We start from the raw sequence: 14,267 nt of genomic DNA on the forward strand, positions 1-14,267 counted from the left end.
ATCGTGGCAAAACTCACATCCGAGTTCGAAATCGTCTGTCCGTGCTGTTCCGCGTCGCTCGTGGTGGACGCCAACCTGCAGCGGGTCATCCGCCACAGCGATCCTCCGTCCGGACCGCGTCCCGAACTCGACGACGCGCAGCGGATTCTCGCCGAGCAGGCCGCGCGCCGCGAAGCGCTCTTCCAGCAGTCGTTCACGGCCGAGAAGAACCGGGACGACGCGCTCTCGAAGCGCTTCGAGGAAGCACTCCGCCAGGCGCGCGACGAACCCGTCACCAAGCCGACACGCGATTTCGACCTGGACTAGCGGGATGTGGAAATGTGGGAATGTGGAGATGTACATTTCCACATTTCCACACTTTCACATTTCCACATCTTCACCAGTTTCCCCTGGGAATTGGCGTCCAGCGATCACGACGCCGGTAGTAGAGCGGCTTCCGATCCGCGTTCTCATGGCGGAACTTTGCGTAGCGGCGCCGCAGCGCCTGGTATCGCGCGTCGGATGACGCGATGGCGCGGTGCGGCGCATCGAGCAGCACGCGCTCGGCCTTCCACACGAATTTGTCCGAGAGCCGCCAGTCGTAGTCGGGCAGCAGCTCGCGCAGATCGACGACGGTATAGCCGGTGATCCGGCCGCTGTAGTCGACGTACGGATCGACGTAGCTCAACGCAAGGGCGCGCGGCGTGGCAAAGACCGGGCGACGTCCGTGCAGCCCCGGATCCCGCGAGCGGCCGATCGATCCCCAGCGGCCGCGGCCGCGATACACGAAGAGGACGTGATCGAGTTCGTCGATCGACTCGAAGCTCATGACGAGCGGTGGATAGCCGTGCTGCTCGAGGATCACCGCGGCCGAGAGCGCCGCCTCGAGACAGTGGGCACTGCCGTGGCCGACCACACCGCGGAAGCTGCGGAGCGTGGCGCCGCCGGGCGGCGGCTCGTTGTTGTACGGGAGCCGGTTGAGAAACGCCTGCACGGCCTCGGGCGTCCGGCAGCGTCGGATGATCCGCCGCTCGACGGCCGTGAACGCGGCCAGCGGCGGCGCCTCAACGAACCTGCGCGCGGATGTCATGCAGGAGACCCTCGACGGTCCACTCGTTGCCGTTGTAGATCGTCACCAGCCGCCCTTTCGGATCGACGATCGCGGTTCGCAGGTTGTGCGTGATCGACGCCGGTGCGTCGTGCTCCTCGATCGCCGAGACGCCGAAGCGGGACGTGAGATGTTCGATGGTCGCCGGTGTTCCGGTCAGATAGCTCCAGATGCGCGGATCCGCGCCGCGCTCCGCCGCGTGCGCCGTGATGGCCGACGGTGTGTCGTGGACCGGGTCGAAGGTCACCGACACGAGGTGGACGCGATCGCGCAGAGCGGCGTCGGCGAGCACGGCACGCTGCAGCTCGCCGAAGTGGCGATCCATCAGCGGACAGAAGTCCGGTACCGGACATCGCGTGTACACGAACGCGACGGCGAGAACGCGTCCGCGCCAGTCCGACAGGCGCCGCGCCACTCCCGTCTGGTCGACGAGCAGGTCGTCCGGCACCGTGTCCCCCGGCGCCATCACGTCCATGATGCGGATAGGATGCGCCTCGCTCAGGAGGTCCGCATGTCCCGTCTTGTGGACGTCCTGCACATAGAGGCCGCCGCCGTTCACGACCAGCGTCGCCGTGAACAGATCTCCGGCGACGACGTCGGCCTTGGTGTCTTCCTTGAGAAAGTACCCCATGGTCATGGCCGGCATGAACCCAGGGATGTCGTCGTGACGAACTGTCAGCTCGATCCGTCCGGGGAACGACGGAGACGGCCGGATGGCCAGGATCTGTCCCTTCAGCGGATAGAGTCGCGCCTGGTCTCTGGCACAGCCGACGAGCAGCAGCGGAACGAGCAGCAGAGCTGGCAGGCGCATGCCCTCACTGTACCGCGCTCGGCACGTATCCTGCTACGGACCGACTGAGGCGACTCGCCGCAGCGCGGCGGCGTGTACTGCCATGATCAGAAGACCGCGCGCACAGCAGGAGCAGGGTGACAGCATGGGCAGGAGACTCTACGTCGGCAACCTCCCCTATTCCGCGACCGAGGATCAGCTTACGGAGCTCTTCGGACGCGCCGGCAAGGTCGACAACGTCCGCGTCATGCGCGACATGGCTACCGGGCGCGCGCGCGGGTTCGCGTTCGTCGAGATGGCCACTGACGAGGACGCGGAGAAGTCGATCAGCCAGTTTCACGAGTACCAGATGGACGGGCGGGCTCTCGTCGTCAATGAAGCCCGGCCCAAGCCTGAAGGCGGCGGTGGGTTCGGTGGCGGCGGCGGACGCGGCCCCGGCGGCGGTCGCGGCGGCGGTGGTGCCTATCGGGGCGGTGGCGGCGACTACGGCGGCGGTGGCGGTGGCGGCAAGCGGGAGCCGCGCTGGTAGCGCGGACCGGCGGCAACTCAGGTCAAACGACGAATAGCCGCTTACGACCGACGAAAGGCCGGACCGGCCGGCCTTTCCACCGTGTATTTCTATCTTCTATTCCACGCGCAGGGCCTCGATCGGATTGACTGACGCGGCCCGGCGCGCCGGGACGTAGCTCGCGAGCAGCGCCGACGTGCCGAGCACCAGCGCTACGCCCGACAACGTTGCGGGATCCCAGGCCCTGACGCCGAAGAGCAGCGTCTGCGCCAGCCTGGCGGCCCCTGCCGCGCCGATCGTGCCGGCCACCAGGCCGACGGCGATGACGCGTCCGGCATCCCGAACGATCATCCCCGCCACGGAGTGGCGCTGTGCGCCGAGCGCCATGCGGACGCCGATCTCGCGCGTACGTCGGCCGACCGAGTAGGCCACCACGCCGTAGAGCCCGACCACGCCCAGCAGCCAGGCACACGCCGCGAAACTCCCGACCAGCCATGCGCCCGAGCGCCGCATGTAGGCGGGAACGGACCCGTCCACGAGGTGCGACAGCTGGCCGCCACCCGACGTGGCGAGATCGGGATCGAGCGCGTGAACCGCGGCCGTGAGCTCCGTCACCATCGCGTCTTCCGGCTGGGCGGATCGCACGAACAGCCAGAACGCGCTGTCGACATCCTGCGCGTAGGCCGTATACATCGTCGGCGGCGTGACCGCGTCGAGCGGATTCTCCTTGATGTCGTCGATCACGCCGACGATCTCGAGCGGCGGCGTCGTCGTGGTCGGCGCGTAGAACAGCTTCTGGCCGATCGGATCCGCACCGCCCGGGAAATACGTTCGCACGAATGCCTGATTGACGATGGTGACACGCGGCGCGTCGGCGGTATCGTGCGCGGAGAAGCCGCGGCCGCGTGCCAGCTGCGCCCGTATGGTCGGGAAGTAACCGGGGTCGACTTCGCGCGCGTTCACTTCGTTGTGCTCGCCGTGATACGGGCGCCCGTCGATGCGGATCCAGTTGGTGTTCCCCCCCTGCAGGGGCCGCACGCTGGTCGTACCGACGGCTTCGACGCCGGGCAGCGCCTGTACGCGCTCGATCACGCGCTGGTGCGCCGCGATCAGTTGCGCGTCGCTGTTGTAGCGGCGCGGCATGTAAACCTCGAGCATCGCGACATGCGACGTGTCCATGCCGAGGTCGACGCGAAGCAGGCCGAGGAGGCTGCGCGTCAGCAGCACGCCGCCGGTGAGCAGCACCGTCGCGAGCGCCAGCTCCACGATCACCATCGTGCGACCGGCGCGGCTCCAGGTCCGGCCGGCCGAGCCGCGACTGGCTTCGCCGAGCGCCGCCGCCGATGCGCGGCCGGGCGACAGACGGAGGAGGGGAGTCGCCGCGAAGAGGGCGATCGCCCCGGCGGCGATCGCGCTCGCCGCGATCCAGGTGTGGCCGGTCAATCCCGCCGTGCGCAGGAACGGCATCCGCCCCAGCATGTCCGGCGGGACGAGCGAGAGCAGCAACCGGATACCCGCGTCGGCCGCCGCGAGACCAGCGGCCGCACTAGCGGCGACGAGGACGGTACCCTCGACGACGAGCTGGCGGACGATCCGCGCGCGCGACGCGCCGAGCGCCGATCGGACCGCGATTTCCCGGCGGCGGCCGTCGGCGCGCACGATGAGCAGTCCCGCGACGTTCACGGCGGCAATGATCAGCAGGAGCGCCGCGCCCCCGGCGAGCGCCCCGAGGATCGGCCGCACCGGACCGATAATCACCTCGGTCAGTTCGACGACCGCGCTGCCCTGGCCGCGATTCGAATCCGGATACTGTTGCTCGAGCGCTGCGGCGACCGCCTTGACGTTCGCCGCCGCGGCCGGCAGCGTCACGCCGTCCGCAAGACGCGCTACGCCGTAGAGGTTATGGCAACTGCGGCGCGCGTCGCAGCCGGCCGCCGCAGGCTGCAGCGGCAGCCAGAAGTCGGCCGGTCCGGCGGGCGAGAAGCTGAATTCGCGCGGCAGCACGCCGATCACGACGAACGGATTGCCGTTGAGAGTGACGCTCGTGCCGAGCACGCTGTCGCGTCCGCCGAAACGCGATTGCCACACGCCATACGAGAGCAGCACTGTGCCGGCCGCGCCGGGGCGATCCTCGCCGTCGCGGAAGTCGCGGCCGACCGCTGGCGCGACGCCGAGCGTGCGGAAAAGGTCGGCGCTGACCCGAGCCGCCGGGACACGTTCGGCGCCCGCGGCGGTGGTCAGCGTCGCGCCGCTGCCCTGGTAGGCGGCGAGCGACGAAAAGACCGTGTTCAGCCGCTTCCAGTCCTGGTAGTCCATGTAGGACAGGTTCGACCGCGGGAACAGCGGCACGGTCTCGTAGACACCGGTCAGACGCACGGAATCGCGGAAGGGCAGCGGCTGCAGGAACGCGGCGTCGACGAACGCGAAAATGGCGAGGCTCGCCGCGAAGCCGAGCGCGAGCGTGCCGATGGCGGTGAGCGTGAATCCTGAGCTCTTGCGCAGCTGACGCAGCGCGAAACGGAAGTCGTCCATGCAGTGCTCCAGCGGTTAGATGGGAACACCGCCTGAAAGGTTGTCGCCCCTTCCGGCCTCTATTCCTCGACGATCCAGCCGTCGCGCAGGTGAATCACGCGCGACCCGTAGGTGGCGTTCGCCTCCGAGTGCGTCACCTGCACGATCGTGGTCCCGCCCTCGTTGAGCTTCTTGAAGAGTTCCATGATCTCCTTGCCCTGGCTCGAGTGCAGGTTCCCGGTCGGCTCGTCGGCGAGGATGACCTTCGGATTCGAGATGACGGCGCGGGCGACGGCCACCAGCTGCTGCTGGCCGCCGGAGAGCTGGTTGGGGTAGAGGTCCTTCTTCCCGACGATCGCGAACTTGTCGAGGATGTCGCACACCATGCTCTCGCGCTCCGCCTTCTTGATGTCGCGGTAGGAGAGCGGGATGTCGAGGTTCTCGTAGACCGTCAGGTGGTCGAGCAGATGGTAGCTCTGGAAGACGAAGCCGATGTACTGCTTGTGCAGCTTGGCGCGTTCCTTGGCGCCAAGCCGGTGGACCGGCTGGTCCAGAAAGTAGTACTCACCCGTCCACGCGCTGTCGTGCATGCCGATGATGTGGAGCAGCGTCGACTTGCCGGCGCCGGAGGGCCCCATGATCGAGACGAACTCCCCCTCTTTGATGTCGGCGCTGATGCGCCGGAGCACGTAGCTGCGGCTGGTGCCGTGGGCGTACGACTTCTCGATGTTGCGCATCCCGACGAGCGCGTTCGGCGCGAATCCTTCAGTGTCGACCGGCGGCGGCGCCGCCGCAGGCTGCGAGCTTCGGCTGAAAAAGGCCATATGGTTATCGTTAGACGGACCTAGAGTCCCCTCAGATTACCAAATTCCACATTTCCACATTTTCACACTCCCACATTTCCAAATTCCCCCTATTCCCCTATTCCCCCATCAGTCGGCGCGGAGCGCCGTTTGGGGCTCAATGCCCATGGCCCGCCGCGCCGGCACATAGGCGGCCGCCAGTGTCACGGCGGCCAGCACCGCGGCGGTCGCCGCCAGCGTGCGCGCATCGGTCGCGCCGACGCCGAACAGCATCCCGCGCATGGCGCGTCCGGCGACCACCGCGCCCGCCAGACCCAGCGTCAGCCCGGCGCCGGCCAGTTTCATGCTCTCGCCGACGACGAGAGCGAAGATCTGCCGCTCCTGCGCGCCGAGCGCCAGCCGCACGCCGATCTCCTGGGTCCGCTGCGACACGGCATACGACATCACGCCGTAAATCCCGACCGCGGCCAGCAGCAGCGCGAGGACTCCGAAGACCGCCGCGAGCGTCGCCACGAACCGGCTGCTGCCCACCGAGTCGGCGATCGTCTCGTCCATCGTCGCCAGGCTGGCCACGGCGATGCCGGGATCGACCTCCTTCACCGCCCGCCGCAGGGGCTCGGCGAGGGCGCGCGGATCGCCGGCGGTCTTCAGCACCACATTGATGCCGGCCTCGGGATTGAGCCAGTAGGGAATGTAGGTTTCGACCTGCCCTGGCTCGCGCGGGCCGCGCACCTTGACGTCGTCGACCACGCCCACGATCGTCGCCCAGACGTCGCCGAAGCGAATCCGCGTGCCGACCGGATCGCGGCCAGGCCAGTGGCGCTTCGCCATCGTCTCACTGATGACGACGACGGGCGCTGCCTCGCGGTCGACGAAGAGTCGGCCGTGCTGCAACGGGATCTGCATCGCGGCGAAGTAGGTGGCGCTGACGACGCGATACCACGTGGTCAACGCCTCGCCCCGCGTCGGTTCCGGCCGGCCCTCGATGAGAAAATCCTCGTCGCTGTCGCCGCTCAGCGGCAGGACCGAGGAGAGGGCCGCGATCTGGACGCCCGGCAGCGCCGCCGTCCTGGCGATGACCGCATCGTAGAAGGCACGCCGCGCCGCATCGGTCTTGTACAGCGTCTGCGGCGGCAGGATGAACCCGGTCAGGATGCGATCCGGCGTGAAGCCGAGGTCGGCGCGTTGCAGCGCGACGAACGTCCGCACGAGCAGCCCTCCGCCAGCCAGCAGCACGAGTGCAAGCGTCAGTTCCGCGACGACGAGGCCGCGTCGGATCCGCTGGCCGCCGTCTCCCAGCTGGCCGCGCCCGCCAAGCCGGAGGGTCGGGGCGACGCGCTCCCGCGCGGCGTGTGCTGCCGGCACCAGGCCGAATAGAACCGCGGTGAGCAGCGCCAGCGCCAGCGCGAACAGCAGCACCCGCCCGTCGATCGAGACTTCGTCGATGCGGGGCGTGCCTTCGGGCGCGACGCGCCTGAGAATCGAGAGTCCCCAGTCGCCCACCAGGACGCCGAGCGCGCAGCCGCATCCGGAGAGCGCCAGGCTTTCGGTCAGCAGCTGCCGGACGATGCGCGCCCGGTCGGCGCCGAGGGCGCGGCGCACGGCGATCTCGCGCGTGCGTCCAGAGGCGCGCGACAGCTGCAGGTTGGCGATGTTGACGCAGGCGATGAGCAGGACGAAGCCGACCGCAGCCTGCAGCAGCCATAGCGGCGTGCGCATGGCCAGCGTCTGTTGCGCGAGCAGAGGCACGGCGTTGATGGCCCTCTTCGCGTCGGTGTCGGGATGCGCTCGCTCGAGTGCGCCCGCCAGCGCTGCCAGTCCTGCTTGCGCCTGGTCGATCGGGAGACCAGTCCGTATCCGCCCGACCGTGTGATAGACCGCGGCATTGCGCGCCGGGTTGACGCGGTTCATCTGCATCGGCCGCCACATCGCCGCGCCGGTCGCCAGCACCGGCCGGAAGCCGTCCGGCATGACCCCGATGATTTCGTGGCTCTCGCCGTTGATCGGCACGGACCGGCCGACGACGGCGGGATCGCTGCCGAAGCGCCGCCGCCACAGCCCGTGACTCAGGACCACGACGCGCGGTGCGCCGCGTACGTCGTCGGTGTCGCGGAAGACGCGGCCTAGGGCTGGACGGACGCCGAGCACATCGAAGTATTCGTAGGTCGTCTGCTCACCCTGCAGCGACTCGGGCATCTCGCCGCCGCCGAGGCTCGCCGTCCAGCCTTGTACGCTGGCGAGGTTCTCGAACACGTCGGTGTCGGCCTTCCAGTCGACCTGCTGCGACGGACCCGACCATTCGGTCGCGGGACCGCCACGGGCGCGCAGGTCCTGCCAGACCATCACGAGGCGATCGGGCTCGCGGTACGGGAGCGGACGCAGGAGAATGCCGTTGACGACCGAGAAGATCGCCGTGTTGGCGCCGATGCCGAGCGCGAGCGTCGCCACCGCGACGGCGCTCAGCCCACGCGTCTTCAGCATCATCCGTCCGGCATAGCGGACGTCCTGCCAGAATCCACCCATCATGAGTCCCTCATCATTATTGATGCGCAACGAGCGAACCGCGTACCATGCCGATTGGATCCGCTAACTGCTTGTAAACAAGATGTTTGACGCATACGATAGAGCGAAAGGGACGGCGCGCGCTGTCCGCTCGCGAACGCCTGCCGTCCCACGGCAGGGCAGTGTCAGCCGAATGTGACTGTGCGTCGTCTTACTTCGAGATGCTCGTGATCTGGCTTGCGTGCGTGATGCTGCTCGGATCGCGGCAGGCTGGAACTCCGCTTCCGCCAGGCCAGTCGTCTGTGGTGACCCCGACCGCCCCGACCGCCCAGACAGCCTCGCCGACCGCGGCCGACAGCCTGCCAGTCTCGCTCGATCGGATCCAGCGGGCGCTCGCCGGGCCGCCGCCAATCGCGCTCAAGGAAGAGCATCCCGTCTTCCGGCTGGAAATCTTCGGGCGCAAGCCGACAATCGAAGACGTGCTTGGCGAGAAGTTCTGGGTGGGAGCGACGCCGTACGGCGGCATGACGCACCAGGATTTCATGAGCATGGTGACGCCGCAGGTGCTGCAGCCCTATGGGGCGTTCACCGGTAAGTACCTGGCCGCCCAAGCGGCGCTCACGCTGGTGGAGCAGTGGGCCCTCAAGGCGGCGATCAGGCACTTCAACGACGCCAAGGGTGAAGCGGAACGGGAGGCGGCGCGGAAAGAAGTGCTGGATGCGCTGGCGGCGCTCGAAAGGGCCCGCCGAGCCGCCGCCGAGGAGAAGTAAGTCGGCCGGGTGAGCCCGCGCAGCCGCGCACGCCCTCGGGTTAGCTGCCGCCTTTGTCTTTTTCGTTCGCCTCCGCCGTCGTCACGGCAACCTTCCAGGCCGGCTCCGTTCACCGCCAGACAGCCGGCATTCGCCGGAAACCGCCGCTGAGGGCCCTCGCGCGTCCGTAATCTAGACATGAAAGGAACGCGCACATGGCCGCACTGATCAGCAGGACCGCCCTCCAGGTGAACGCGATGCTGGCGCTGGCCGCCCTGGCGGCGGCCGCGGCGCTGATGGCACTCGTACTGACGCAGCCCGAGACGGTCGCGGCCGCGGTCGGCCAGCACGAGTACGGGACACTGGCGGCGGCGGTCGTGCACGAGTTCGCCGGCTGGGTGCAGGCGCTATTGCGATTCGTCTGAGGGACCGATGATGGAGAGCGGATTCGAACATCCCAGCGGCGGACTCCGACCTGGCGCCATCCTTGGCGGCGGCATCCTGCTGGTCGTCGGTACGACGCTGCTCCTCGACCGCACGGGCGTGATCGCGGCATCGCTGGGGCAGTTGATCGCGCCGCTCGTGCTGATCACGATGGGCGCGATGATCATGGTCGAGAAGAGCGGGATCGTCGGCGGCTACCGCGCGCGGCCTGCCGACGGCCTGGGGCAGCCCCGGCGCCCCGGCGGCTCGATCCCGGGCCTCTGGCAGATGGGGCTCGGGGTGTGGATGCTCCTCTCGCAGACCCATGTCTGGGGTCTCGACTTCCAGAATTCGTGGCCGCTGATCGTGATCCTCGGCGGCGTCATCATGCTGGGGAAGGGGATTCGATGACGCTCGACGCTTCCGGCGCTCCGTCCGCGTCACCGCGTCCGCGCGTCACCGTGCAGGCGCTGTTCGGCCTGCTGGTGATCGCGGTGGGCGTGCTCTTCACGCTCGACAACCTCGAAATCATCGACGCGCGCGACTACCTCCAGTACTGGCCGGCGGGGCTCCTGGCGATCGGCCTGCTGAAGCTGTATCAGGCGTCGCGCAGCGGCCACGGCTGGGTCGGCGGGCTCATCTTCGTGTCGATCAGCGCATGGATGCTGATCGAGCGCATCGTCTATTTCCGCATCGACGCCCGCGAGATCATGCCGCTGTTCCTGGTGTTTCTGGGCGGGTACATGGTGTGGCGCGGCTTTGGCGGGCGTACGCGGACGCGCGGTCCCGACAACGACACCGATTTCAGCGCGCTGGCGATCATGGGCGGCGCGATCCGCCGCAGTAACGCCCAGCAGTTCCGAGGCGCCGATCTCACCGCGGTGATGGGCGGGTGCGAGATCGATCTGCGCCAGGCGTCGATCGAGCCTGGCAGCGAGGCGGTGATCGACGTGTTCGCGTTCTGGGGCGGCATCGACATCAAGGTGCCGGACGACTGGACGGTGGTGTCGCGGGTGGTGCCGATCATGGGCGGCATCGAGGACAAGACGCACGCCCCACAGACGGCCGACAAGCGGCTGGTCATCCGCGGCCTGCTGGTGATGGGCGGCTGCAGCGTCAAGAATCCGCGTCGGCTGGACGCCTGACCGCCGGTGATGCCGTCATTGGTCATGCGTCGTTCGTCATTCGGACGGTTGAGGCCAGCGGCCCGGTAGCATGCACCCGATCCTCGGGCGGCCGTGGCGCCTGGCGGTCTATCTCGCCATTTGGATCCCGCTCGGCGGCCTGCTCGCGGCGCTGCTCGCGCTGCAGGGCGTGTTCGACTGGCGCGACGCGCTCACCGTCGCGGTGCCGCTGTCGGCCGCCTACGGATTCCTGTGCCTGTCGGCCTGGTACGTAACCGGGGGATCGCCGGTCGATCGGGTCGGCCCGCTGCGAGTCGCGGTGACCGCGGTGACGGCCTCGTTCGTGTCGAGCGCGGTGTGGCTGCTGCTGGCGCGCGGCTGGATGGGGATGATCGCGTCGTTGCTGGTCCGCGCCGACCTCTCCGGCCGCTTCCGCGCCGGCGCGCCGACCTTCTTCGGCTTCGGCTTCCTGCTTTATCTGCTGGCGATGGCGGTGAGCTATCTGGCCGCCGCCTTCGAGGTGTCGCGCGAGGCCGAGCGGCGTGGCTTCGAGCTGCAGGTACTGGCGCGCGAGGCGGAGCTCCGCGCGCTGCGGGCGCAGATCGATCCGCACTTCCTGTTCAACAGCCTGCAGTCGATCAGCGCCCTGACCACCGCCGATCCGGCGGCGGCGCGGCGGATGTGTCTGCTGCTCGCCGATTTCCTGCGCGAGACACTGGCGCTCGGGGCGCGCCTCCGGATTCCGCTGTCGAGCGAGCTGGCGCTGGCGCAGCGCTTTCTGGCAATCGAGCAGGTCCGCTTCGGGGCGCGGCTGCAGGTGGAGACGGCCGCCGACCCGCGCGCCGACGCGCAGACGGTGCCGCCGCTGGTGCTGCAGCCGCTCGTCGAGAACGCGGTCACGCACGGCATCGCGCACCTCCTCGAGGGCGGCGAGGTGCGCATCTCGACCGAGCTGCGTCCATCGACGCTGGTGATCACGGTGGAGAACCCGTGCGACCCGGGTCGGCCGGCCGGCCGCGGGACGGGACTGGGGTTGCGCAACGTGCGCGAACGGCTGCACAGTGTGTATGGCAGCGACGCGTCGCTGCAGGAGGGCGAGCGCGACGGCCGCTTCGTCGTCCGGCTGGAGTTGCCTCTCTGATGGACACGCTTCGCATCGTCATCGTCGACGACGAGCCGCTGGCGCGCGCGCTGGTGCGCGAGTACGCCGCCGCCGATGCGCGGCTCGAGGTGGCGGCCGAGTGCGCCAACGGCTTCGAGGCGGTGAAGGCGGTCGCCGAGCTGCAGCCCGACCTGGTGCTGCTCGACGTGCAGATGCCGAAGCTCGACGGCTTCGAAGTGCTCGAGCTGCTCGGGCGTGATCAGCCGGTCGTGTTCATCACCGCCTACGATCAGTACGCGCTGCGCGCCTTCGAGGTGCACGCGATCGACTACCTGCTGAAGCCGTTCAGCGCCGAGCGCTTCCAGGAGGCGATCGGGCGGGCGCGCGAACGGCTGCGCGCGCGCACGCCGGCCGACGTGGAGGCCATCGTGCGCGAGGCGCGGCCGCGCGCCGGCTACGCCGAGCGGGTCCTGATCCGCGACGGCGCCGACGTGCACGTCCTGCCGGTCGATCAGATCGACTACGTCGAGGCACAGGACGACTACGTGGCGTATTCGTCGTCAGGAAAGCAGCACCTGAAGGATCAGACGCTCGCGGCGGTCGAGGCGTCGCTCGATCCCGCGCGGTTCGTGCGCGTGCACCGGTCGTTCGTGCTGAATGTCGATCGGATCGCCCGGGTGGAGCTGTACGCCAAGGACAGCCGGATGGCGATTCTGCGCGACGGCAAGCGCCTGCCGGTGAGCCGGGCCGGCTACGCGCGCCTGCAGCAGTTGCTGTAGCGGCCGGCTCACGCTTCCAGGGGCGACCTGCGCGCGTGGGTTGACATCATCGGAACCGATACGCCTCTGCGCACCGGCTTTCGTCATGTCCTTCGCGACCAACGCCAGGGTGCGATCAATGTGCTGTGCGACCGAATTCGAGACGGACAGGCCCAGGATATGATGTCGCCGATGTCTGCGGACTCCGGCCGCGTCCCGCTGCCGCTCTCCGAGATGCTCGACCGCATCGGACTGCAGGGCGAGCCACTGCCGGCCGCCCAGTCCATCGGTCGGGCTCGTTTCGGACGTGAGCTGGTGCAAAGCTTCCGCACCCTGGCGAACAGCCTCGAGTGCCAGCTGGCAGACCTGCACTGGAAGCATGAGGGCAGCTTCCCGTTCATCGAAGGCGACGTGCCGTATCTCGTCAACAACAGCGGCACGTTGTCGGCGGATGCGGCCGCCGTCCTCTGCGCGAACTGCGCCGAAGCGCCATCAACGGATCCGATACGCGTCCTGGAGCTTGGGGGGGGCACTGGCCTGTTTGCCCGGTACTTTCTGGACGAATGCAAGCGCCGCTGCCAGAACGAATCGCGCGACTACTACGACCGGCTCACGTATTGGATCACCGATCAGTCTCCAGCAGCGGTGGCGCAGTGGCGCGAGCGCGACGTCTTCGGGCCGCACGCCTCCCACGTGGAGATTCGAGTCGCTGACTCGAGCACCGCGCACGCGCTCTTCGCCGAACCCGTGCGCGCCGTGATCGCCAACTATCTCCTGGGCGTGCTCCCATCGACGGTCGTCCGGCACTGTGAAGGCCGCTGGGAGCAGCTGTATGTGCGTACTTGGATCACCAGCGATGTCGATCTGCTGCGCAAGTACACCGCACGAACCTTCGACGAGATCCGTGCGTTGGCTGACTCGACAGAACCAGAGCGGGTCGGTCAACTTCTGTCGCTTCTTCCTCTGGTCGAGACCGAGGAATGCTTCCTCCCCGCCAGCCCAGATGATGTGAGCGGGTTGGACGCGCGGTCGGCCGAGAGTCGGTCCGGTACCTGGCTGCACAACATGGCTGCCCTGCAGTGCATTCAGTCGCTGCTTCCCCGCCTCGAACGAGACGGGTTCATCCTGGTTCACGACTACGATGCAGGACCGTTCGGAGCAGGGCGTGCATCACCCGCGGTCCAGCGATACGGATCGACGATAGCCGTTGGCGTCAATTTCGCTGCGCTCGACCGGCACGTTCACTCTGCCGGGTTCGAGTCGTTGAAGCCCGCCGGAGACGATCGGCTCCAGACCCATCCCCGGCTGATGCTCCGCGGCGCCCTGCCTGGCACGCGTGAGGTATTTGAAGCCAGGTTCGCCGCGACGACTCGTGACGACATCGCGGCCCTGATCATCGAGGGGCGCCGGCAGGCTGAGGCCGGATGGCCGGCAGAGGCACTCTTGAGTTACAAGGCCGCACTCGAGCGAAGTCCCTACGACTGGCGGGTGGTGGGTGAAGCGAGCAAGGTCGCCATCCAGTTGGGCGATCACGCGACGGCACTCGAACTCGCGCGAACGGCCGTGGCGCTCAATCCGTGGTACGCGGCTTCTCTGTGGAACGGGCTCGGCGACGCCCTCGCCGGTCTCAGGCGCGACCGCGAGGCGCACGAGTGTTACCTCCAGGGGTGTCGCATTCACCCTCGAGACGTCGAGACGAATCTGCGGTTGGCCGGGTCGTGGCTTGCCCACGGCGATCCCTCACGCAGTCTGGAAGCAGTCGCGCGCGGACTGGCCCATGATTCGGACGGAATGTTCCGGCACCTGCTCCTGGATAAGCAGCAGCAAGCGATAGACTATTTGTCGATCCGGTGGACAGCCGAACGTCAGACCGCGGCGCGGAAGCGGCGATAGGTTCTCGACGCGACACG

General features: G+C 68.2%; 14 protein-coding genes. 9 read left to right on the forward strand and 5 right to left on the reverse strand.

The genetic code is table 11. From position 1 onward, the window contains the following. Positions 1–3 precede the first annotated feature (3 nt). Positions 4–306 carry a hypothetical protein gene (locus tag VGI12_04535; protein ID HEY2431921.1) on the forward strand — a complete coding sequence of 101 codons (303 nt, stop codon included), beginning with the start codon at positions 4–6 and terminating at the stop codon, positions 304–306. A gap of 70 nt (positions 307–376) precedes the next feature. Here VGI12_04535 and VGI12_04540 read toward each other — a convergent pair whose 3' ends face one another. Together VGI12_04540 and VGI12_04545 are read right to left on the reverse strand one after the other, a co-directional pair. Next, the gene (locus VGI12_04540) at positions 377–1,069 is read right to left on the reverse strand and encodes a hypothetical protein (GenBank protein ID HEY2431922.1); all 693 of its coding nucleotides are present in this window, start codon (positions 1,067–1,069) and stop codon (positions 377–379) included. Then, a complete protein-coding gene (locus VGI12_04545) occupies positions 1,044–1,898 on the reverse strand; it encodes an SCO family protein (GenBank protein ID HEY2431923.1) in 855 nt (284 codons plus the stop codon). The genes VGI12_04540 and VGI12_04545 overlap by 26 nt, the downstream gene beginning before the upstream one ends. A 124-nt stretch (positions 1,899–2,022) precedes the next feature. Here VGI12_04545 and VGI12_04550 point away from each other — a divergent pair, with 124 nt between their 5' ends. After that, positions 2,023–2,406, forward strand: a complete 384-nt coding sequence (locus VGI12_04550; protein HEY2431924.1) for an RNA-binding protein — start codon at positions 2,023–2,025, stop codon at positions 2,404–2,406. Positions 2,407–2,502: 96 nt separating this feature from the next. Here VGI12_04550 and VGI12_04555 read toward each other — a convergent pair whose 3' ends face one another. From VGI12_04555 to VGI12_04565, 3 genes are all read right to left on the reverse strand, one after another. Then, a complete protein-coding gene (locus tag VGI12_04555; GenBank protein ID HEY2431925.1) occupies positions 2,503–4,917 on the reverse strand; it encodes an ABC transporter permease in 2,415 nt (804 codons plus the stop codon). Between the two features lie 59 nt (positions 4,918–4,976). Then, on the reverse strand, positions 4,977–5,720 hold the full coding sequence (locus VGI12_04560) for an ABC transporter ATP-binding protein (protein ID HEY2431926.1): 744 nt from the start codon (positions 5,718–5,720) through the stop codon (positions 4,977–4,979). Positions 5,721–5,828: 108 nt separating this feature from the next. Next, the gene (locus tag VGI12_04565; protein ID HEY2431927.1) at positions 5,829–8,222 is read right to left on the reverse strand and encodes an ABC transporter permease; all 2,394 of its coding nucleotides are present in this window, start codon (positions 8,220–8,222) and stop codon (positions 5,829–5,831) included. 206 nt (positions 8,223–8,428) lie between these two features. On the opposite strand from VGI12_04565, the gene VGI12_04570 reads away from it, so the two are divergent. From VGI12_04570 to VGI12_04600, 7 genes are all read left to right on the forward strand, one after another. Continuing rightward, a complete protein-coding gene (locus VGI12_04570) occupies positions 8,429–8,971 on the forward strand; it encodes a hypothetical protein (GenBank protein ID HEY2431928.1) in 543 nt (180 codons plus the stop codon). 194 nt (positions 8,972–9,165) lie between these two features. Then, the gene (locus VGI12_04575) at positions 9,166–9,375 is read left to right on the forward strand and encodes a hypothetical protein (GenBank protein HEY2431929.1); all 210 of its coding nucleotides are present in this window, start codon (positions 9,166–9,168) and stop codon (positions 9,373–9,375) included. Between the two features lie 10 nt (positions 9,376–9,385). Next, positions 9,386–9,784 (forward strand): hypothetical protein, encoded by a 399-nt coding sequence (locus tag VGI12_04580; GenBank protein HEY2431930.1) that lies wholly within the window; start codon positions 9,386–9,388, stop codon positions 9,782–9,784. Continuing rightward, complete coding sequence (locus VGI12_04585; protein HEY2431931.1) at positions 9,781–10,518, forward strand: DUF5668 domain-containing protein; 738 nt, start codon at positions 9,781–9,783, stop codon at positions 10,516–10,518. Before VGI12_04580 ends, VGI12_04585 begins: the two co-directional genes overlap by 4 nt. 70 nt (positions 10,519–10,588) lie before the next feature. Further along, on the forward strand, positions 10,589–11,638 hold the full coding sequence (locus tag VGI12_04590) for a histidine kinase (protein ID HEY2431932.1): 1,050 nt from the start codon (positions 10,589–10,591) through the stop codon (positions 11,636–11,638). Further along, entirely contained in the window at positions 11,638–12,378 is a 741-nt protein-coding gene (locus VGI12_04595; protein ID HEY2431933.1) for a LytTR family DNA-binding domain-containing protein, read from the forward strand. The genes VGI12_04590 and VGI12_04595 overlap by 1 nt, the downstream gene beginning before the upstream one ends. Positions 12,379–12,549: 171 nt before the next feature. Then, entirely contained in the window at positions 12,550–14,250 is a 1,701-nt protein-coding gene (locus tag VGI12_04600; GenBank protein HEY2431934.1) for an SAM-dependent methyltransferase, read from the forward strand. Positions 14,251–14,267: the final 17 nt, after the last annotated feature.

Source organism: Vicinamibacterales bacterium (assembly GCA_036496585.1).
In the GTDB taxonomy this organism is placed as follows: domain Bacteria; phylum Acidobacteriota; class Vicinamibacteria; order Vicinamibacterales; family 2-12-FULL-66-21; genus JAICSD01.